Source organism: Geodermatophilus africanus (assembly GCF_900107105.1).
GTDB lineage: Bacteria > Actinomycetota > Actinomycetes > Mycobacteriales > Geodermatophilaceae > Geodermatophilus > Geodermatophilus africanus.
On the sequence record NZ_FNOT01000003.1, the window covers coordinates 175,822 to 194,749 of the forward strand.

Annotated in this window: 22 protein-coding genes; 13 read left to right on the forward strand and 9 right to left on the reverse strand. The window is 75.1% G+C overall.

Annotated elements, in window-relative coordinates; genetic code table 11:
* Window positions 1-29: 29 nt before the first annotated feature.
* The 5 genes from BLW63_RS06130 to BLW63_RS26715 are packed head-to-tail and all read left to right on the forward strand — an operon-like array spanning window position 30 to window position 3,951.
* Entirely contained in the window at window positions 30-1,046 is a 1,017-nt protein-coding gene (locus BLW63_RS06130) for an aldo/keto reductase (protein WP_091152584.1), read from the forward strand.
* Window positions 1,043-1,834 carry an alpha/beta fold hydrolase gene (locus BLW63_RS06135; protein WP_091152586.1) on the forward strand — a complete coding sequence of 264 codons (792 nt, stop codon included), beginning with the start codon at window positions 1,043-1,045 and terminating at the stop codon, window positions 1,832-1,834. Before BLW63_RS06130 ends, BLW63_RS06135 begins: the two co-directional genes overlap by 4 nt.
* A complete protein-coding gene (locus BLW63_RS06140; RefSeq protein WP_091152588.1) occupies window positions 1,831-2,331 on the forward strand; it encodes an XdhC family protein in 501 nt (166 codons plus the stop codon). The genes BLW63_RS06135 and BLW63_RS06140 overlap by 4 nt, the downstream gene beginning before the upstream one ends.
* Complete coding sequence (locus tag BLW63_RS06145; protein WP_091152591.1) at window positions 2,328-3,728, forward strand: FGGY family carbohydrate kinase; 1,401 nt, start codon at window positions 2,328-2,330, stop codon at window positions 3,726-3,728. The genes BLW63_RS06140 and BLW63_RS06145 overlap by 4 nt, the downstream gene beginning before the upstream one ends.
* A 52-nt stretch (window positions 3,729-3,780) precedes the next feature.
* A complete protein-coding gene (locus BLW63_RS26715) occupies window positions 3,781-3,951 on the forward strand; it encodes a hypothetical protein (protein ID WP_170856671.1) in 171 nt (56 codons plus the stop codon).
* A gap of 51 nt (window positions 3,952-4,002) precedes the next feature.
* On the opposite strand, the gene hisN is transcribed toward BLW63_RS26715, so the two are convergent.
* Together hisN and BLW63_RS06155 are read right to left on the reverse strand one after the other, a co-directional pair.
* On the reverse strand, window positions 4,003-4,809 hold the full coding sequence (gene hisN / locus BLW63_RS06150; protein WP_091152593.1) for a histidinol-phosphatase: 807 nt from the start codon (window positions 4,807-4,809) through the stop codon (window positions 4,003-4,005).
* 22 nt (window positions 4,810-4,831) lie between these two features.
* Entirely contained in the window at window positions 4,832-5,008 is a 177-nt protein-coding gene (locus tag BLW63_RS06155) for a DUF2795 domain-containing protein (RefSeq protein WP_091152595.1), read from the reverse strand.
* A gap of 52 nt (window positions 5,009-5,060) precedes the next feature.
* Between BLW63_RS06155 and BLW63_RS06160 the strand changes: the two genes are divergently transcribed.
* Window positions 5,061-5,597: a DUF2087 domain-containing protein gene (locus BLW63_RS06160; RefSeq protein WP_091152597.1), complete on the forward strand. Its 537-nt coding sequence runs from the start codon at window positions 5,061-5,063 to the stop codon at window positions 5,595-5,597.
* On the opposite strand, the gene BLW63_RS27295 is transcribed toward BLW63_RS06160, so the two are convergent.
* Together BLW63_RS27295 and BLW63_RS06170 are read right to left on the reverse strand one after the other, a co-directional pair.
* Window positions 5,545-6,231, reverse strand: a complete 687-nt coding sequence (locus BLW63_RS27295) for a VOC family protein (RefSeq protein ID WP_211517029.1) — start codon at window positions 6,229-6,231, stop codon at window positions 5,545-5,547. The two genes, BLW63_RS06160 and BLW63_RS27295, sit on opposite strands and share 53 nt — an antisense overlap.
* 165 nt (window positions 6,232-6,396) lie before the next feature.
* Window positions 6,397-7,377 carry a sulfotransferase domain-containing protein gene (locus tag BLW63_RS06170; RefSeq protein WP_211517030.1) on the reverse strand — a complete coding sequence of 327 codons (981 nt, stop codon included), beginning with the start codon at window positions 7,375-7,377 and terminating at the stop codon, window positions 6,397-6,399.
* Window positions 7,378-7,660: 283 nt separating this feature from the next.
* Here BLW63_RS06170 and BLW63_RS06175 point away from each other — a divergent pair, with 283 nt between their 5' ends.
* Complete coding sequence (locus BLW63_RS06175; protein WP_091152601.1) at window positions 7,661-8,917, forward strand: IS701 family transposase; 1,257 nt, start codon at window positions 7,661-7,663, stop codon at window positions 8,915-8,917.
* 117 nt (window positions 8,918-9,034) lie between these two features.
* Here BLW63_RS06175 and rsgA read toward each other — a convergent pair whose 3' ends face one another.
* The 3 genes from rsgA to BLW63_RS06195 form a co-directional block, all read right to left on the reverse strand.
* The gene (rsgA, locus tag BLW63_RS06185) at window positions 9,035-10,093 is read right to left on the reverse strand and encodes a ribosome small subunit-dependent GTPase A (protein WP_170856672.1); all 1,059 of its coding nucleotides are present in this window, start codon (window positions 10,091-10,093) and stop codon (window positions 9,035-9,037) included.
* Window positions 10,051-11,331 carry a 3-phosphoshikimate 1-carboxyvinyltransferase gene (gene aroA / locus BLW63_RS06190; RefSeq protein ID WP_091152603.1) on the reverse strand — a complete coding sequence of 427 codons (1,281 nt, stop codon included), beginning with the start codon at window positions 11,329-11,331 and terminating at the stop codon, window positions 10,051-10,053. Before aroA ends, rsgA begins: the two co-directional genes overlap by 43 nt.
* 99 nt (window positions 11,332-11,430) lie before the next feature.
* Window positions 11,431-12,888, reverse strand: a complete 1,458-nt coding sequence (locus tag BLW63_RS06195; protein WP_091152606.1) for an NAD-dependent succinate-semialdehyde dehydrogenase — start codon at window positions 12,886-12,888, stop codon at window positions 11,431-11,433.
* Window positions 12,889-13,022: 134 nt separating this feature from the next.
* On the opposite strand from BLW63_RS06195, the gene BLW63_RS06200 reads away from it, so the two are divergent.
* Both BLW63_RS06200 and BLW63_RS06205 read left to right on the forward strand, forming a co-directional pair.
* A complete protein-coding gene (locus BLW63_RS06200) occupies window positions 13,023-13,769 on the forward strand; it encodes an SOS response-associated peptidase (RefSeq protein ID WP_091152608.1) in 747 nt (248 codons plus the stop codon).
* Between the two features lies 1 nt (window position 13,770).
* The gene (locus BLW63_RS06205; protein WP_091152609.1) at window positions 13,771-15,321 is read left to right on the forward strand and encodes a fused MFS/spermidine synthase; all 1,551 of its coding nucleotides are present in this window, start codon (window positions 13,771-13,773) and stop codon (window positions 15,319-15,321) included.
* A gap of 88 nt (window positions 15,322-15,409) precedes the next feature.
* Here the strand turns inward: BLW63_RS06205 and ybaK are convergent, their stop codons facing one another.
* Window positions 15,410-15,883: a Cys-tRNA(Pro) deacylase gene (gene ybaK / locus BLW63_RS06210; protein ID WP_091152611.1), complete on the reverse strand. Its 474-nt coding sequence runs from the start codon at window positions 15,881-15,883 to the stop codon at window positions 15,410-15,412.
* 210 nt (window positions 15,884-16,093) lie between these two features.
* On the opposite strand from ybaK, the gene BLW63_RS06215 reads away from it, so the two are divergent.
* Both BLW63_RS06215 and rsrA read left to right on the forward strand, forming a co-directional pair.
* A complete protein-coding gene (locus tag BLW63_RS06215) occupies window positions 16,094-16,804 on the forward strand; it encodes a sigma-70 family RNA polymerase sigma factor (RefSeq protein ID WP_280140494.1) in 711 nt (236 codons plus the stop codon).
* Complete coding sequence (gene rsrA, locus BLW63_RS06220; protein ID WP_091152614.1) at window positions 16,801-17,139, forward strand: mycothiol system anti-sigma-R factor; 339 nt, start codon at window positions 16,801-16,803, stop codon at window positions 17,137-17,139. The genes BLW63_RS06215 and rsrA overlap by 4 nt, the downstream gene beginning before the upstream one ends.
* Window positions 17,140-17,273: 134 nt before the next feature.
* Here the strand turns inward: rsrA and BLW63_RS28910 are convergent, their stop codons facing one another.
* Window positions 17,274-17,348 (reverse strand): 50S ribosomal protein bL37, encoded by a 75-nt coding sequence (locus BLW63_RS28910; RefSeq protein ID WP_014377707.1) that lies wholly within the window; start codon window positions 17,346-17,348, stop codon window positions 17,274-17,276.
* Window positions 17,349-17,577: 229 nt separating this feature from the next.
* Between BLW63_RS28910 and BLW63_RS06230 the strand changes: the two genes are divergently transcribed.
* Both BLW63_RS06230 and BLW63_RS06235 read left to right on the forward strand, forming a co-directional pair.
* Window positions 17,578-18,612, forward strand: coding sequence for a biotin carboxylase N-terminal domain-containing protein (locus BLW63_RS06230; RefSeq protein ID WP_091152618.1), 1,035 nt, complete (start codon window positions 17,578-17,580; stop codon window positions 18,610-18,612).
* Window positions 18,613-18,665: 53 nt separating this feature from the next.
* The gene (locus BLW63_RS06235; protein ID WP_091153166.1) at window positions 18,666-18,887 is read left to right on the forward strand and encodes a biotin/lipoyl-binding carrier protein; all 222 of its coding nucleotides are present in this window, start codon (window positions 18,666-18,668) and stop codon (window positions 18,885-18,887) included.
* Window positions 18,888-18,928 lie beyond the last annotated feature (41 nt).

Genomic DNA, 18,928 nt, shown 5'->3' on the forward strand with positions numbered 1-18,928 from the left:
CCCGGGCGGGGCGGGGCGAGGATGCCGGGGTGACCTCTCCCGCTCCCGTCGGTGCCCGCACGCTCGGCCGCGACGGCCTGACCGTCTCCGCCCTGGGCCTCGGCTGCATGGGCATGAGCCAGATGTACGGCGCGGCCGACCGCGGCGAGTCGATCGCGACGATCCACCGGGCGCTCGACCTCGGCGTGACCTTCCTCGACACCTCCGACGTCTACGGCGACGGGCACAACGAGGAGCTGGTGGGGGAGGCCATCGCCGGACGGCGCGACGAGGTGCAGCTGGCCACGAAGTTCTCGCTGTCGCACAACGACCGCGGCGGCATGGACATCGACGGCCGTCCCGAGAACGTGCGGGCCCGCGCCGAGGCCAGCCTGCGCCGGCTGCGGGTCGACGTCATCGACCTCTACTACCAGCACCGGGTCGACCCGCGGGTGCCGATCGAGGACACCGTCGGCGCGATGGCCGAGCTGGTGCAGGAGGGCAAGGTCAGGTACCTCGGGCTGTCGGAGGCGTCGGCCACCTCGATCCGCCGCGCCGCCGCCGTCCACCCGATCGCCGCGCTGCAGAGCGAGTGGTCGCTGTGGACCCGGGACCTCGAGGCCGAGGTGCTGGGCGTGGCCCGCGAGCAGAGCATCGGCATCGTGCCGTTCAGCCCGCTGGGCCGGGGCTTCCTCACCGGGGCGATCCGCAGCCCGGAGGACTTCGCCGAGGACGACTGGCGCCGCGGCCACCCGCGCTTCACCGGCGAGGCGTTCGCGGCCAACCTGCGGCTGGTCGACGCCGTCCGGGCGATGGCGGAGGGGAAGGAGTGCACGCCCGGGCAGCTGACGCTGGCCTGGGTCCTCGCGCAGGGGGACGACGTCGTGCCCATCCCCGGCACCAAGCGGCGCAGCTACCTGGAGGAGAACGTCGGCGCCGCCGCCGTCGAGCTGTCGGACGACGACCTGGCGCGGCTGGGCGAGATCGCCCCGCCCGGGGTGGCGCAGGGCGGGCGCTACGTCGACTCCTCCTACGCGTACGGCGACAGCCCGGAGCAGGTGGCGTGAGCGCGGTCACGACCACGAGACCCCTGCGGGTGCCCGGCGCCGACGGGATCGCGGTCGCGGTCCACCGGTGGGGGTCCCCGGGCGAGCTCCCGCCGGTCTACCTGCAGCACGGTTTCGTCGCCGACACCCGGCTCAACTGGGTCGGCACCGGGGCGGTCGGGGTCCTCCTCTCGGCCGGGCGGGAGGTCGTCGGGGTCGACGCCCGCGGGCACGGGAGGTCGGACAAGCCGCACGACCCCGGTGCCTACGGCGAGCTCCGGATGGCCGACGACCTGCGGCGGGTGGCCGACGCCCTCGGCCACGACGCGTTCGACCTGGCCGGCTACTCGATGGGCGCGACCGTCGCGATGCTGGTGGCGGTCGCCGACCGGCGGGTGCGCCGGCTGGTGGTCGGCGGCGCCGGCGCCGCGTTCGTCGAGCGCGACGGCGCCGCGCGCCGCGCCGTCCTGATGGCGGAGCTGGCCGCCGCGCTCGAGGCGGCCGACGTCGCCGACGTGCGGAACCCCACCACCGCCCACTTCCGCCGGATCGCCGACGCCTTGGGCGCCGACCGGCGCGCCCTGGCCGCGCACGCCCGTGCGGTGCACGCCACGGGTGCCGACCTGGCGGCCATCACCGCGGCCACGCTCGTCCTCGCCGGCGACGCCGACCCCCTGGCGGTCCGCCCGGAGGTGCTCGCCGCCGCCATCCCCGGCGCCCGGGTGACCGTCGTCCCCGGCGACCACACGACCGCGCTCCGGGCGCCGGCCTTCGCCGCGGCGCTCGCCGGCTTCCTGGGGGAGCCGTGACCGACCCGGCCTGCGGCGTCGCGCACGGTTCCCCCGCCCCCAAGATCGCCGGGCGGGTGCTGGTCGCCGTGTTCGCGTCGCCCGTGGCCGAGGTGCTGCTGCGCTGGGCACCGGAGCTGGGCTTCCGCACGGTCCTGCTCGACCCCGACCCCGCGCGCGGGGCCGACGCGACCGGCCTCGCGGACCTGGACGACCTCGCCGACGCCGACGTCGTCGTCACCGACCACCACCGGCCGGAGCTCGGCGCGGTGCTGCGCGACGCACTGGTCCGCCCGGTGCGCTGGGTCGGCGTGATGGGCAACCCCCGGCACGAGGGACCGCATGTGGCGGCGCTGGCCGCGCTCGGTGTGCCGCCGGAGGAGGTCGCCCGCGTGCACCGGCCGATCGGCCTGGACATCGGCTCCCGGGCCCCGGCCGAGATCGCGCTGAGCACGCTGGCCGGGCTGCTCGCCGACCGCAACGGCCGCGCGGGCGGCTTCGCGCACGGGTCGCGGTGATCGACGTCCTGCTCGGCGCCGACGTCGGCACCAGCGGGCTGAAGCTGGTCGCGCTCGACGGGGCCGGGACGGTCGTCGTCGAGGCGGAGTCCGGCTACGACGTGGACCGGCCGCGGCCCGGCTGGGCGCAGACCGACCCCGCCGTGTGGCGGGCGGCCCTCGATGACGCGCTGGCGCAGGTGACGCCCGCCCTGGCCGGACGCCGGGTGGCCGGGCTCGGCCTCTCCGGCCAGATGCACGGCACCGTGCTCGTCGACGCCGCCGGTGTGCCGGTGGCGCCCGCGGTGCTCTGGCCGGACGGCCGGGCGGCCGCCGAGGTCGATCGCTGGCGCACCCTGCCCCCCGCCGCCCGCGCCGCGCTCGCCAACCCGCTGGTGCCGGGGATGACCGGCCCGGTGCTGGCCTGGCTGGCCGCGCACGAGCCCGCGGTGCTGCGGCGGGCGGCCGCGGTGCTGCTGCCCAAGGACGCGCTGCGCGCCTCGCTCGTGCCGGACGCCGACCCGCGGGTCACCGACCGCAGCGACGCCTCGGCGACCCTGCTGTGGGACGTCGTCGCCGACGGCTGGTCGGCCGCGGCCACCGCGGCCGCGGGTGTGGACCCCGGGCTGCTGCCCGCGGTGCGGCCCTCGGCGGAGGTCGTGGGCGCCGCCGCGCTGCCGCTCGGCGAGGTGCCCGTGGTCGTCGGCGGCGGGGACACCCCGCTGGCGCTGCTCGCCGCGGGCACGCGCGCCGGCCGGCAGGTCAACCTGGGCACCGGCGCGCAGGTGCTGCTGCCCGGGTGGGCGCCGGTGCCCGCCGACGACCCGCCGGTGCACGGCTACGCCGACGTCGAGGGCGGCTGGTACGCGATGGCCGCGCTGCAGAACGGCGGCCTGGCGTGGACCTGGGTGTGCGGGGTGCTCGGGATGACGCCCGCCGAGCTGTTCGGCACCGCGGCGTCGGTGCCGCCCGGTGCCGGGGGCGTGGTGTTCCGACCGTTCCTGACCGGCGAGCGCGGGGGCGTGGCGGGCCCGGACGACCGCGGCGGGTGGACGGGGCTGTCCGCCGGCACGACCCGCCCCGAGCTGGCCCGCGCCGCGGTGGAGGGCGTCGTGTTCGCGGTGGCGGCGGCCGCGGGCCTGCTCGGGGGGACGGGGCCGGTCGTCCTCACCGGGGGCGGCGGGCGCCCGGACGTCGTCCAGCAGCTGCTCGCCGACGTCCTCGGCGTCCCCGTGCGGTACCTGCCGATCCGCAGCGCCTCGGCGGTCGGCGCGGCGCTGCTGGCCGCCCGTGGCACCGGCACCGAGCTCGTGGCGGGCCGGCCGCCGGGACACCCCGTCGAGCCCCGGCGCGATCCGGGGCTGGTGGCGGCGCTCGACCGGTGGCGTGCGGAACGGAGGCCGGGGCTGCCGCGTTGACCGGCACAGGAGGGCGGAACGGCCGCCCGGAGGACGCGGAGGAGGACCAGGGATGGCGTCGCTGTTCAGCAAGCTGACCCAGTTCGCGAACACGCCGAAGGGCCGCCAGGTCATCGCGCAGGCCACCGAGAAGGCCCAGCAGCTGGCCAAGGACCCGAAGACGCGGGCGAAGATCGACGACGCCCGCCGCCGCTTCCAGGGCGGCCGCGGCACCGGGCGCTGAGCAGACGAGGACCGGCCCCACCCCGATCGCGGGGTGGGGCCGGTCCTCGTCTCAGGCGGCCGAGTCCGGCTGGTGCAGCACGCCCAACGCGGCGTCGTGCAGCCGGCCGTTGGTGGCCAGTGCGCTGCCGCCGGCCGGGCCGGGGACGCCGCGGAGGTCGGTGAACGCGCCGCCGGCCTCGCGCACGATCACGTCGAGGGCGGCGAGGTCCCACACCGACACCTCCGGCTCGCAGGCGACGTCCACCGCGCCCTCGGCCAGCAGCACGTAGCTCCAGAAGTCGCCGTACGCGCGGGTCCGCCACACCGCCCGGGTCAGGTCGAGGAAGCCGCCGAGCTGCCCGCGCTCCTCCCAGCCGGCGAGGCTCGAGTAGGACAGGCTCGCGTCGGCCAGCCGCCCGACGCCAGACACCGTGCAGCGGGCCGCCGACTCCAGCCGGCGGCCGGTCCAGGCGCCCACGCCCTTCGCCGCCCACCAGCGGCGGTTGAGCGCTGGCGCGGAGACCAGGCCGACGACTGGCTCGTCTCCGTCGAACAGCGCGATCAGCGTGGCCCACACGGGCACGCCGCGCACGAAGTTCTTCGTCCCGTCGATCGGGTCGAGCACCCACCGCCGCGGACCGTGGCCGGTCGCGCCCATCTCCTCGCCGAGCACAGCGTCGCGGGTCCGCGCGCGGGCGAGCATGATGCGCAGCTGCTCCTCCACGGCCCGGTCGGCGTCGGTGACCGGCGTGAGGTCCGGCTTCGTGTCTACCTGCAGGTCCAGCGCGCGGAAGCGGTCCAGGCTGATTGAGTCCGCCTGGTCGGCCAGCACGTGCGCCAGGTGCATGTCCCCCGTGTAGTCCCGGCCCGGTGTCATGGGCACCGAACCTAGCGGGCGGTCAGTCGAAGACCGCGGCACTGACCCCGCTGGGTCCCTCGTACTCCCGGTCGTCGATCTTCTGCAGCGCGTCCAGCACGTCCTTGTCGCCGCCCTTGGCGTGCTCGAGGATCTGCTCCTTCGTGGCCGGGTAGTCCATGCCCTTGAGGGCCTTCTGGATGTCGATGGGGCTCACCATGACCCCCGGCTACCCCCGTCCACCACGGCCGATGCGCGGATACGGTCGGGGAGTGCGTGCCGCGACCATCGCCGGCCTGCTGGCCGACCCGACCCGGCTCAAGGTCGTCGCCGCCCTGGCGCTGGGTGCCGGCACGCTCGAGGAGGTCGCCGAGGCCACCGGGCTGCCGCTGCGGGACGTCGCCCTGGCCGCGCGCCGGCTGGGCCGGGCCGGCCTCGTCCGGCGCGACCGGCACGAGCTCGAGCTGCTGACCGACCGCTTCGGCGCCGCGGCACGCGCCGCTGCCGAGGCCGCCCCGCCACCCGAGCCGCTGTCCGACGACCCCGCCGAGGACGCCGTCCTGTCCGCGTTCGTCCGCGACGGCCGGCTGGTGTCCATCCCCGCGCAGCAGACCAAGCGGCGGATCGTGCTCGAGCACCTGGTCCGCGTGTTCGACGTCGGTATCCGCTACCCCGAGCGCGAGGTGAACGCGCTGCTGGCGGTGTGGCACCCCGACACCGCCGCGCTGCGCCGCTACCTGGTCGACGAGGGCCTGCTCACCCGCGAGGCCGGTCTCTACTGGCGCAGCGGCGGGTGGGTCGACGTCTAGCGTCCCCCGCGGCCCTGCGCCGAGTGGCGGGTCGTCGTGGTCTCCCGGCCGCTGAGACGACGGCGACCCACCACTCGGTGAGCGGGTCGGCCGAGGCAGGTGCGACCGCGTTGAGATGCGGACGACGGTCGTCCCGACCCCGCCGGAGACAGCCGACCGTCCGCATCTCGACGCCCGAGGCTCGGACCACCCGGTGGGCGGGGTCAGCCGAGGCGGACGGTGCCGTCGGGGTCGACCGACCAGCCCGGGTTGTGCGCGACCTCCACACGACGCCGTTCGGGTCGGCCACCAGCGCGTGGAACACGCCGCCGAAGGCGCCCTCCTCCGGCGCGGTGAGCACCGTCCCCCCGGCCGCGGTCATGGCGTCGACGACCATGTGGACGGCGGCCCGGTCGGCGACGTTGTGCGCCAGCGTCACGCCGGAGACCGTCGGCCGGTCGGGACCGCGGCCGAGGTCCTGCGCGAACTTGCCCGTCTCGAAGAAGGCCAGCACCGTGCCCGGGGCGATCTGGAAGAAGACGATCTCGCCGGGGACGTCCAGCAGCGGGCCCCAGCCCAGCCCGTCGACGTAGAAGCGCCGCGCCGCGTCGAGGTCGGCGGTGGCCAGGGTGATGACGTGGACCTGCTGTTCCATGGTGACCTCCGTGGGTGGCCCCGTCCCGCATCCCGCCGCGAGCGTGGTGACGTACTGGAACGGCCACCCTTCAGGGTCCCGCGACGAGCGTGGTGACCTCCGTGGGTGGCCCTCCTGCAGGGCCCCGCCGCGAGCTCGCGAGTGGTGGGGGGCAGGAGGGTCCTTCTAGGGCCTGTCCTGCGGATCATGTGCCCCGTAGATGCTGCTGGTGTCCCCGATCGGCCCACTTATGTCGATCGGTGTGCTGTGCACCCAGTCGACGAGATCGGCGGCGGCGAGGGCTCGTACGCGGGCGGCGTATCGGGCGAGGTCGGAGTCGTCGAGGAGGTTGCACCACTGGCCGCTCGTGCCGCGACTGAAGAACGCGGCGGGGTCGATCCAATGTTCCGGGCCACCGCCGGGAACGATCGTGTCGGCCCTGCGGCGCATCGCCCCGAACGTCGCCGCTTGGACCAGACGTGGCCACAGGTGTTCGTCGACGTGGATGCCGAGGCGGACGGCCAGCTGCCGCATCTGTCCCTTCAGGTCCGCCTTCAGGTCGTCGTAGTGCAGGGATACGACGTCGAGCTCGTTGGGGGCGTCGCGGAACGTCTGCAGGTGCTCCATGGTGCGCCGTAGCGACGACCCGATCTGCGTGGACGGTGTTTCGTCGTCGACCCACTGCCAGAAGCGGTCCCGCTCACCGTCGGGTCGCGGCGTCTGTACTCGCAACGGTCCGAGCTCGACACCGTCGATCGCGGCCGCGTGCTCGCGGGCCTTGAGCCACGCGCCGATGTTCATGTTGTCGATGTGGCGGTCGATCGACAAGGCAACGTCACGGGGGTCACGCCCGACGCAGATGTAGGTGACCCTCGGATCGTGGGGTAACCCGTCGAGCGGCGTGTGGGTCTTGATGAACCGCCGGTGCGTTTGGGCTTGGAGGTCTGCGAACACCTCCGTCCGAGCGCGGGTCTCCATGTCGATCCACGGCGAGAGCCTGTCCAACGGGAGCGGGAGTTCCGGTTCCTGCAGGATGAGCAGCGCGCAGATCATCTGCGTCCACGTGGTCCCACACTTTGGCGAAGAAGCGATGATGATGTCGCCGGGGCGGAGCTGGAAGCCGTCCCAACGGTTGCTGTCGTAGACAGTCCCCTGGTACCGGCGCACAGGCGTCATTCTCGCAGCACATTGGACGCGGAGAGACCCGCAGCGATCAAGGGCGCTGCGGCCCGCCAAGTGCCTCACTTTACGACCCACCCTGGCAAGCTGGCGGGGCCAGTCAGGTCCAGCCGGTCCCTGTGACTCAACAACGAAGTTGCGCCGGCTAGGTGCAGAACAGACTGTCCCAAGAGTCGCCTTCAGGGACGGGGCGCGCAAGATCCGCAGGACACGCCCTAGTAGTACTTCGTTAGGTCTTGTCTGACCTGCGTCCGCGCGCTGCCATGGGGGCATGACTCCGGGGGAGCTGGCCGCCGTTCGCGGGCGGTTGGAGGAGTTCGCGGCTGAGGTGTTCGCGCCGCTGGCCCGCCGTGATCAGCGGGACAAGGGCGTGGCCTACGTGCGCGGGCTGCTGCTGGACGGGCGGCGCAAGTCGATGCAGCCGATGGCCGACCGGCTCGGCGTGGATCATCAGGGCCTGCAGCAGTTCGTCTCCTCCTCGACCTGGGCGGTCGAGCCGGTGCGCCAGCGGCTGGCCCGCCGGGCGGTGACGGTGATCGACCCGGATGCGTGGGTCCTCGACGACACCGGCTTTCCCAAGGACGGCACCGCCTCCCCGGGAGTGGCCCGGCAGTACTCCGGCACGCTGGGCAAGGTCGGCAACTGCCAGGTCGCGGTCAGCGTCTGCGCGGTGACCGACACCGCCTCCTGCCCGCTGTCCTGGCGGTTGTTCCTGCCGCCGGGCTGGGACGACACCGAGGCGGCCGATGAGGAAGCGGCCGCCGTGATCCGGGCGCGGCGGGCCCGCGCCGGCATTCCCGATGATCAGCGGCACCGGCCCAAGTGGCGGCTGGCGCTGGCCATGCTCGCCGAGCTGGCCGACTGGGGGCTCATCCCGCCGGTGGTGGTGGCCGACGCCGGTTACGGCACCAACGCCGCCTTCCGCGAGCAGCTCACCGCCCACGGCTGGCCCTACGTCTGCCAGGTCACCGGCGACCTGACGGCCCACCCGCTCGACGCGGTGCCCGAGCTGGTCGGGTTCTCCGGGCTGGGCCCGCACCCCAAGCCGGGCTACCGCAGCCGCCCGGTCGGCCTGCGCAACCACGTCCTGGCCGCCGGCCACGGCGCCGCCGTCGAGGTCACCTGGCGGGAGGGCTCCCGCGGCCCGATGACCTCGACTTTCGTGGCGTTGCGGGTCCGCCCCGCCGGGCGCCGCCCGACCGGGCGGCTGGCCGCCGACGGCTCCCTGCCGGCGGTGTGGCTGACGGCGGTGTGGCTGCTGGCCGAGTGGCCGACCGAGGCCGCCGAGCCCACCGACTACTGGCTCTCGACTCTGCCGGAGGGCACCGAGTTGGCCGAGCTGGTCCGGCTGGCCAAGATCCGCTGGCGGATCGAGCACGACTACCGCGACCTGAAGACTGCCCTGGGCCTGGACCACTTTGAGGGCCGCACCTGGTCGGGCTGGCACCGCCACGTCACCCTGGTCACCGCCGCCCAGCTGTTCCTCACCGGACTGCGCAGCGACCCAAAAGCGGCTGCGCCGGCCTGAGTCTCTACGCGGTCCTGCGCGACCTGCAGGCCCTGCTGGCGACCTGGACCGGCACCTGCACCGTCTGCGGACAACGCATCACCGGCCACGCTCGAGCACCGACCTAACGAAGCACTACTAGTAGCCGGGGCCGAGCTGGCCGACGGCGTCGAGCAGGCGGCGCAGGCTCTCCAGCCGCTCCCGGCGGGCGGTCGGGCCGGCGTCGGCCCAGGCGTCCAGCACGCAGTCGGGGTCCTCGGCGGTGTGCCCGCAGCCGGGTGGGCAGTCGACCGCGGCCTCGGCGACGTCGTCGAACGCGGCGACGACGTCCTCGGCGGTCACGTGCGCCAGGCCGAACGAGCGGATGCCGGGGGTGTCGATGACCGAGCCGCCACCGGGCAGGTCGAGCAGCACCGCCGAGGACGACGTGTGCCGGCCCTTGCCCACCTTGGTGACCTCGCCGGTGGCCCGGTCGGCGTCGGGCACCAGCCGGTTGACCAGCGTGGACTTGCCGACGCCGGACTGCCCGACCAGCACGCTCATCCGCCCGTCCAGCCGGTCCAGCAGCGGGTCCAGCGGGGCCTCCCGAGACATCGGGACGGCGTCGACGTCCAGGCCGGCGTAGCGGTCGAGCAACGGCTGCGGGCTGGCCAGGTCGGTCTTGGTGAGACAGAGCAGCGGTTCCAGGCCACCGGCGTAGGCGGCCACCACGCAGCGGTCGAGGAAGCCCAGCGCGGGGTCGGGGTCGGCGACCGCGGTGACGATGACGAGCTGGTCGGCGTTGGCTACCACGACCCGCTCGGTGGGGTCGGTGTCGTCGGCGGTGCGGCGCAACGACGTCGTCCGCTCCTCGATGACGACGATGCGGGCGAGGGTGTCCGGCCGCCCGGTGGCGTCGCCGACCAGCCGCACCCGGTCGCCGACGACGACGCCGTGCCGGCCCAGCTCGCGGGCGCGCATCGCGGTGACCTCGACCGGCCTCCCGTCGGGACCCTCGACCCGCACGGTCATCCGGCCCCGGTCGACGGCGACCACCAGGCCCGGGACGGCGTCGGCGTGGCTCGGCCGGGTGCGGGTGCGCGGCCGCGAGCCGCGCCGGCTGGGCCGGACCCGGACGTCGTCCTCGTCGGACCGGGCGTCGTGCCGGCGGGGACTCAGAGCAGGGCTCCCGCGGGCGTCGCCAGCATCCCGTCCCACCGCGCGACGAAGTCCGGCAGCGTCTTGCTCACCGCGTCCGGGTCGCGCACCTCGACGCCCTCGACGGCGAGCCCGAGGACGGCCGCGGCGTGCACCATCCGGTGGTCGGCGTAGCTGTCCAGGCGCGCCGCCCGGTGCGGCCCCGGCTCGATCACCAGGCCGTCGGGCAGCTGCTCGACGCGGCCGCCGACGGCCGTGAGCACCTCGTCAAGGGCCTGCAGCCGGTCGGTCTCGTGGCCGCGCAGGTGCGCGACGCCGGTCAGCCGGGAGGTCCCGTCGGCCAGCGCGCAGACGGCGGCCAGCACGGGCGTCAGCTCGCCCACCTCGCCGAGGTCGGCGACCAGCGGCCGGACCGTCCCGGTGCCGGTCACCCGGAGGCCCTCGTCGGTCCGCTCCACGTCGGCGCCCATCGCGCCGAGCAGCGCGTCGAGCCGGCCGCCGGGCTGGGTCGTCGCCGCGGGCCAGTCACGCACCGTCACCCGCCCGCCGGTCACCAGGGCGGCCGCGAGGAACGGAGCCGCGTTGGACAGGTCGGGCTCGAGCACCTCGTCGCGGGCGGCGACGGGACCGGGGGTCACCCGCCAGCCCCGCTCGGTGCGGACGACGTCGACGCCGCGCTCGCGGAGCGACTCCACGGTCATCTCCACGTGCGGCATCGACGGCACCCCGCCGGCGAGCGCGAGGTGGACGCCCTCGTCGAAGCGGGCCGCGGCCAGCAGCAGCCCGGAGACGATCTGCGAGGACTCGCTCGCGTCCACGGTCACCGCGCCGCCGCGCACCCGTCCGGTGCCGTGCACGGTGAACGGCGCCCGGCCGCGGCCGCCGTCGTCCACCCGGACGCCGAGGTCGCGCAGCGCCGCGATCAGCCCGGCGTTGGGGCGCTCGTGCAGCCGCGGGTCGCCGTCCAGCCGCACCGGGCCGTCGGCCAGCGCCGCCACCGGCGGCAGGAAGCGCAGCACGGTGCCGGCCAGACCGGCATCCACCTCGGCCGGGCCGCGCAGGGCACCCGGAACGACGACCCAGTCCTCGCCGTCCTCGTCGACCCGCACGCCGAGGGCCCGCAGCCCGGCCGCCATCAGGTCGGTGTCCCGGGCGCGCAGCGGCCGGACCAGCCGCCCCGGACCGTCGGCGAGCGCGGCCAGGACCAGCGCCCGGGCGGTCAGGGACTTCGACCCGGGCAGCGCCACGACGGCGTCCACCGGCGCGGCGTGGTGCGGCGTCGTCCAGACCGAGCTCATGCGCCCATCCTGCCCGGTCCGGACTGGTGACGTGCTGGAACGGCCCCACCCAGAGGCTCGCCGCGAGCGTGCGAGCGGTGAGGAGGGTGGGGTCCTTTGTCAGCCGCCCGCCGGCTTGGTGGCCTTCTTCGCGGGCATCACGCGGACCAGTCGACGGTTGGCGAACTCGAACATGCCGAGCTCGGACAGCTCGCGCCCGTAGCCGGAGCGCTTCACGCCGCCGAAGGGCAGCTCGGCGGAGGTGCCCGAGGGCTGGTTGACCCACACCATCCCGGACTCCAGCCGCTCACCGACCGAGCGCGCCCGGTTCAGGTCGCCGGAGTAGACGACGGCGGACAGCCCGAAGTCGCTGTCGTTGGCCAGCGCGATGGCCTCCTCCTCGTCCCGGACCCGGTACACGACCGCGGCCGGACCGAACAGCTCCTCCCGGTAGGCGCGCATCTCCGGGGTGACGTCGGCGAGCAGGGTGGCCTCGACGAAGGCGCCCGGGCGCTCGGGGCGGCCACCACCGGCGAGCACGGTGGCGCCCTTGTCGACGGCGTCCTGGATCTGCTCGGCGAGGTCGGCGGCGGCGCGTTCGGAGGACAGCGGCCCCATCGTCGTCGCCGGGTCGGCCGGGTCGCCGGGGGTGAAGGTCGAGAACGACTGCTGCAGGCCGGCGACGAAGTCGTCGTAGACCTCGTCGAGCACGATGATCCGCTTGGCCGCGATGCAGGCCTGGCCGGTGTTGGCCATCCGGCCCATGGTCGCGGCCTTGACGGTCCGGCCCAGGTCGGGGGCGTCGAGCACGATGAACGGGTCGCTGCCGCCGAGCTCCAGGACCGACTTCTTGAGGTGCTTGCCGGCGAGGGCGGCCACGCTGCTGCCGGCCCGCTCGCTGCCGGTGAGGGTGACGCCCTGCACGTGCCGGTGGGCGATGACCCGCTCGACGTCGGCGATCCGCAGGAACACGTTGGTGTAGACGCCCTCGGGCGCGCCGGCGTCCCGGAACAGCTGCTCGAGCGCGAGCGCGCACTGCGGGTTGAGCTCGGCGTGCTTGAGCACGATGGTGTTGCCGAGCACCAGGTTCGGGCCGGCCACCCGCACCACCTGGTACAGCGGGTAGTTCCACGGCTCGATGGCCAGCAGCACGCCGACGGGTTCGTTGAGGACGACGGCCTCGCCCTGCATGACGTCGATCGGCCGGGGCCTGATGAAGCCGGGCCCCTTCTCGGCGTAGTAGTCGAGGATGCTGGCGGCCAGCTCGACCTCGCCGGCGGCCTCCTTGATCCGCTTGCCCATCTCCCGGGTGACCAGCGCGGCCAGCTCGTCGCCGCGCTCACGCATCAGCTCGGCCGCCCGGCGGACGACGGCGGCGCGCTCCTCGGGGCTGCGGCGGCGCCATTCGAGGAAGGCCGCGTGCGCCTTGTCGACGACGCCGTCGACCTCCTCGGTCGGGAGGAAGGGGAACTCCTCCTCGGCCTCCCCGGTGTAGGGGTTCACCGTCGCGTAAGGGCGGGCCCCGGCGTCGCTGGCGGTCTTCGGCTGCTCCGGGTTCGGGCTCTGCGTCGTGGTCACGAGGGTGATCCTCGTCTCCCGGGGGCCGGGACGTCGATCCCCACCCGGCCCGTCGCCGGTCGCCGGGAACCGTCCGCCTCCGGGCCTACAGTCGCAGGTGACCGCATCCGCCGGCCCGACCGGGAGGTACCACCGTGTGTGGCCGCTACGCCGCCAGCCGCCGTCCCGAGGACCTCGTCCTGGAGTTCGAGGCGGTCCCGGCCGAGGGGCAGTCCCCGCTGCCGGCCGACTACAACGTCGCCCCGACCAAGGACGTCTACGTCGTGCGCACCAAGCGGGAGCGCGACCCGGAGGGGGCGCCCACCGGTGCCACGCACCGTGAGCTGCGCACCGTGCGCTGGGGCCTGGTGCCCTCGTGGGCCAAGGACGCCTCGGTCGGCAACCGGATGCTCAATGCCCGGGTCGAGTCGCTCACCGAGAAGCCGGCCTTCCGCCGGGCCGCCCGCTCGCGCCGCTGCCTGGTGCCCGCCGACGGCTGGTACGAGTGGGCGAAGAAGCTCGACGGCCCCGGCAAGCAGCCGTACTACATGACCCCGCGCGACGGCTCGGTGCTGGCCTTCGGCGGACTCTGGGAGGTCTGGGGCGAGGGCGAGGACCGGCTCTACACCTGCACGGTGATCACCGAGCCCGCCGTCGGCGCGCTCACCGAGATCCACGACCGGATGCCCCTGGTGCTGCCGCGGGATCGGTGGGCCGACTGGCTGGACCCGGCGCGCGAGGACGTCGCGGAGCTGGCCGCGCCGACCCCGCCGGAGCTGGTGGAGGGCCTGGAGCTGCGGCCGGTGAGCCCCGCGGTCAACAGCGTGAAGAACAACGGCGCCGTGCTGACCGCGCGCGTCGAGTCGGTCGCCGCCCCGGCCGACCAGCCCGCGCTCTTCTGAGGTGGCCGGCACCGAGCAGGCCCTGCCCGAGACCGCGGACCTCGCCCGCCCCGACGCGCTGCCCGACTGGGTGGCCGCCGTCGTCACCTTCCTCTCCTCCGGCGCCGTGCTGGTGCTCGAGATCGCCGGGCTGCGGCTGATCGCGCCCTACGTCGGGATCACGCTGCAGACCAACACCGCCGTGATCGGCTTCGCGCTGGCCGCCATCGCGGTCGGGGCGTGGATGGGCGGCGCGCTCGCCGACCGCACCGACCCCCGCCGGCTGATCTCGCCGCTGCTGGTCGCCGGCGGCGCGCTCGTGGTCGCCGTCCTGCCGTTGGTGCGCTTCGCCGGGTCGCTGCTCACAGGGGCGGACGCCGGCAGCGTGCTGCTGCTGGCCGCGGTCGCCGTCGTCGTCCCGGCGGCGCTGCTGTCGGCGGTGCCGCCGATGGTGGTGAAGCTGCAGCTGGCCAGCCTCGCCGAGACCGGCTCGGTGGTGGGCCGGCTGTCGGGCATCGGCACCCTCGGCGGGATCGCCGCCACCTTCCTCACCGGCTTCCTGCTGGTCGCGGTCTTCCCCACCAGCGGCATCCTCGTCGGCACCGGGCTGGTCACCGTGCTGACGGGGATCGCGGTCGGGGTGCTGCTGCGGCGGCGGACCGGCGGTGCGGCCGGGAGGGTTCCGGCGGCGCTGCTCCTGCTGGCCGTGGTCGGCTCGCTGCTCGCCGCGGTGGCCCCGAGCCGCTGCCAGGCCGAGACCGCCTACCACTGCGCGCGGGTGGTCGCCGACCCCGAGCGCGACAGCGGCCGGGTGCTGGTCCTCGACACGCTGCGGCACTCCTACGTCGACCTCGCCGACCCGACGTACCTGGAGTTCGCCTACGTCCGGGCGATCGCCGCGGTCACCGACGCCACGGCACCCGCGGGGGAGCCGCTCTCGGCGCTGCACCTCGGCGGTGGCGGGGCGACGGTGCCGCGCTACCTCGCCGCGGTCCGGCCGGGCACCGAGAGCCTGGTGATCGAGGTCGACCCCGGGGTGGTCGAGATGGACCGCGAGCAGCTCGGGCTGACCGAGGCCGACGGGCTGCGCGTTCACGTGGCCGACGCCCGCGTCGGGCTCGAGCAGGAGCCGGCGGGGCAGCGCGACCTCGTGGTTGGCGACGCCTTCGGCGGGCTGTCGGTGCCCTGGCAGCTGACCACCGTCGAGGCGATGGGCCTGGTCGACCGCGCGCTGACCGACGACGGCGTCTACGTCGCCAACCTCATCGACCACCCGCCGCTGGGCTTCGTCCGCGCCGAGCTCGCCACGCTCCGCGCGGTCTTCCCGCACGTCGCGCTGCTCGCCCCCGACGCCGTCCTCGCGGGGGAGGAGGGCGGGAACGTCGTCGTCCTGGCCTCGCAGCGGCCGCTGCCGCTCGACGCGGTCGGCACCGCGTTGCGCGACCGGGACCTCGACTGGCGGGTGGCCTCGCGTGCGGAGCTCGCGGCGTTCGTCGGGGACGCCGAGGTGCTCACCGACGACCACGCGCCGGTCGACCAGCTGCTCACCCCCTACGCCGTCCCGGCCTCCTGAGTCCGGCCCCGCACTGAGCCTGCGGGGATCGGCCCCTCGCAGGGGCCCGCCGCGAGCCTGCGAGCGGTGGGGAGCGAGGGGTCCTTCCTCAACGGGTGATCGGTGCGGTGCGCGCGCGGGCCAGCCGCACCAGGTCCGCCGGCGCCAGCTCCACCTGCAGGCCCCGCCGTCCGGCGCTGACCATGACCGTCGGGAAGTCCAGTGCAGACTCGTCGACCACCGTCGGCAGCGCCTTGCGCTGCCCCAGCGGGCTGATGCCGCCGAGCACGTACCCGGTCGTGCGCTCGGCGTCGGCGGGGTCCGCCATCACCGCCCTGCGCCCGCCGGCCGCCGCCGCGAGTGCCTTGAGGTCCAGGCTCCCGGCCACCGGGACGACGGCGACGGTCAGCGCGCCGTCCACCCGGGCGACCAGCGTCTTGAACACCTGCCGCGGGTCCTGGCCGAGTGCGGCCACCGCGGCCTCCCCGTACCCGTGGCCCTCGGCGTGCTCCGGGTCGTAGGCGTGCAGGGTGTGGGCCGCCCGGGCCCGCTCGAGAGCCCGCACCGCGGGGGTCGCCGCCACGGCGCCGCAGCCTAGTGGGGACGGTCGCACCCGCGGTCGCGGGGAATGGGGAGCCCGGCCGCCGCGGTTGGACGCACCGTGAGCAGCACCCTCTCCACCAGCGCACGCCAGCGCCCTGCGCTCCGGCGGCCCCCGGGCCGGCCCGGTGCCGCGCGGCTAGGATCGTCGGAGGTGGTGACCCGCGTCCGGGCGCCGCAGAGAGGACGGTCGGTGCCTGAGGAGTCCGCGGACCGCACGCCCGAGACCACGCCCGCCGATCCCGTCGAGGCGACCGCGCCCGTCGAGGTGCCGGAGGCGCGCGAGGGCGGCAGCCGCACGGAGGTCGACGAGACCCGTGCCGAGCGTGACGCCCGTTTCGAGCGGGACGCGCTGCCCTACCTCGACCAGCTGTACCCGGCGGCGCTGCGGATGACCCGCAACCCGGCCGACGCCGAGGACCTGGTCCAGGAGACGTTCGTGAAGGCCTACTCGGCTTTCCACCAGTTCGCCGAGGGCACCAACCTCAAGGCCTGGCTGTACCGGATCCTGACCAACACCTACATCAACAGCTACCGCAAGAAGCAGCGGCAGCCGCAGCAGTACCCCACCGACCAGGTGCAGGACTGGCAGCTGTACGCCGCCGAGGAGCACAGCTCCAGCGGCCTGCGGTCGGCGGAGATCGAGGCGCTGGACCACCTGCCGGACTCCGACATCAAGGAGGCCCTCCAGCAGCTGCCGGAGGACTTCCGGCTGGCGGTCTACCTCGCCGACGTCGAGGGGTTCGCCTACAAGGAGATCGCCGAGATCATGGGCACGCCCATCGGCACGGTGATGTCCCGGCTGCACCGCGGCCGACGCGGGCTGCAGAAGCTGCTGGCCGACTACGCCCGCGAGCGCGGCTTCGTCCGCGCCGGTGCCGGGGAGGAGGCGAGCCAGTCATGACCGACGACCGTGGCGCAGGCGAGCCGATCGAGATCCACTCCTGCGACGACGTCCTCTCCCACGTGTTCGAGTTCCTCGACCACGAGACCGGCGACGAGCGGCGCGCCCTCATCGCCGAGCACCTCGAGGACTGCTCCTCGTGCCTGCGCGAGTTCGGCATCGAGCAGGAGTTCAAGGCCCTGGTTCGCCGCCGGTGCGGAGGCGACGCCCCGCCGCCCGGTCTGCGGGACCGGATCAAGCTCCAGCTGACCACCGTCTCCTTCGAGGAGGACGGCACGCAGGTCAGCGTCGAGCGGATCAGCGTGGAGCACACCCAGGAGCGCCCCACCGCCTGACGGGCGGCCTGACCGCCAGAGGCCCAGAACCCCGCCGGGTCCTGGGCCTCTCGCGTTCGTCCCCGTCGCGTTCCGGCGGCCCCGTCCAGAGGCTCGCCGCGAGCTCGCGAGCGGTGAGGAGGACGGGTCCTCCTTCAGGCGTTGGGGCGCTTGCCGTGGTTGGCCTTGTTCCCCTTGCGGGAGCGCCGCTTGCGTCCACGCTTGGACATCGCTGCCCTCCTTCCCTCGTCGCTGGTGCGGGCCCGGTGCCGGGCCCCTGGGCACCTCTGGGTGACCCGGGCCGCGTGGTACGGCGCGACACCGGGGGTACCCGTCAGGCTGGACCCCCAGCCTCTCACGAGCGTCCGCGGCACCGCCCCCCTGTGGCGGTCCGGCGGGCCGGGGCGCGAGGCTGGGAGGCAGGACGACGCCAGGGGTCGGTGGAAGGCGGTTCGGGACGTGGCACACGTCGGGATCGAGAGCGTGCTGGTGGCCGGTCGTGGGCCGGCGGCGTGCGCGGTGGTGGCGGCCTGCTCCCGCCTGGACGTGAAGACGATCGCCGTCCACTCGGAGGCCGACCGCAACGCCAGGCACGTCCGGCTGGCCGACGACGCGATCCTGCTGGGTCCCGCGCCGGCCGCGGAGTCCTACCTCGCCGTGGACCGGATCGTGGAGGCCGCCCGCCGCAGCGGTGCCCGGGCGGTGCTCCCGGTGCCCCCGGCCCTGGCCGGCAACGCCCGGCTCGCCGGTGCCGTGGTGGCCGCCGGGCTCACCTGGGTGGGCCCCTCCGCCGCGGTGCTCGAGCGGCTCGGTGGGGACGGCGTCGAGCCGGCCAGCGAGCGCGGCTTCCTGGCGCTGGTCACCGACGGCGGGCTGCGCTGCACGACGCCGGTGTCGCGCGACCGCGCCGCGGGCATCGCACGCGTCTCCTGGACGCCCGACGAGCCCTCCGAGCTGCCGCCGGCGGCCAAACGGCTGCCCGAGGTGGGCTGGCGCGGCCTGGTCACCGTCGGGATCGCCCCGGACGGCGAGCTGGCGGAGGTGGCGGCCGGCTTCTCCCTGGACACGACGGTGCTGGAGCGGGCGCACGGCGTGGACGCCGTCGACCTGGCGCTGCGCAGCGCCGCGGGGGATCCGGCCGCCGAGTCGGGTGCGGGTGTGCCGCCGCGGCGGGCAGTCACCGTCCAGCTGCGGTCCACCCTGCCGCCGGGCCAGGGCGGGCGGGTCACCGGCCGGCTGCCCCGCACGGGCCGGGACACTGCGGCCGCGCGCGGCGCCGAGGTGGTGGCGGTGAGCGGCTACGACCCCGACGACCGGCTGGACCGCTGGTACGACGCGCTGCTGGCGACCGTCAGCGCCGGCGCCCGGGACACCGCGACCGCCGCACGCGCGGTGAGCGACGTGCTCGACGCGGTGCCGGAGGTCGGCGTGCCCCACGACGGGCCCGAGGTGTGCGCGGTGCTCGAGCGGCTGGCGTCCGGCCGCATCGGGTGAGCCGCGCCGGGCGCGTGCCAGGATGGGCCGACGGCGAGCTCAGGGAGGTGCCGGTGGCGGTCGAGGAAGTCCACGCCGAGATGGTGTCGAGCGTGTGGAAGGTGCTCGTGCAGCCCGGCACCGAGGTGGCGGCCGGTGACACCCTGGTGATCCTCGAGTCGATGAAGATGGAGATCCCCGTCCTCACCGAGCGGGCCGGCACGGTCCGCGAGCTGCACGTCGTCGAGGGCGAGGTGCTGCAGGAGGGCGACCTAATCGCCACCGTCGTCGGTTGAGGGAGGACCCCCTGCCCCCACCGCTCGCGGGCTCACGGTGG

What these genes read in the sequence shown, in the direction of transcription:
- BLW63_RS26715 (WP_170856671.1), top strand. Translation starts at nt 3,781, where the DNA reads ATGGCGTCGCTGTTCAGCAAGCTGACCCAGTTCGCGAACACGCCGAAG.
- hisN (WP_091152593.1), bottom strand. Translation starts at nt 4,809, where the DNA reads ATGACACCGGGCCGGGACTACACGGGGGACATGCACCTGGCGCACGTG.
- BLW63_RS06155 (WP_091152595.1), bottom strand. Translation starts at nt 5,008, where the DNA reads ATGGTGAGCCCCATCGACATCCAGAAGGCCCTCAAGGGCATGGACTAC.
- BLW63_RS27295 (WP_211517029.1), bottom strand. Translation starts at nt 6,231, where the DNA reads ATGGAACAGCAGGTCCACGTCATCACCCTGGCCACCGCCGACCTCGAC.
- BLW63_RS06175 (WP_091152601.1), top strand. Translation starts at nt 7,661, where the DNA reads ATGACTCCGGGGGAGCTGGCCGCCGTTCGCGGGCGGTTGGAGGAGTTC.
- aroA (WP_091152603.1), bottom strand. Translation starts at nt 11,331, where the DNA reads ATGAGCTCGGTCTGGACGACGCCGCACCACGCCGCGCCGGTGGACGCC.
- rsrA (WP_091152614.1), top strand. Translation starts at nt 16,801, where the DNA reads ATGACCGACGACCGTGGCGCAGGCGAGCCGATCGAGATCCACTCCTGC.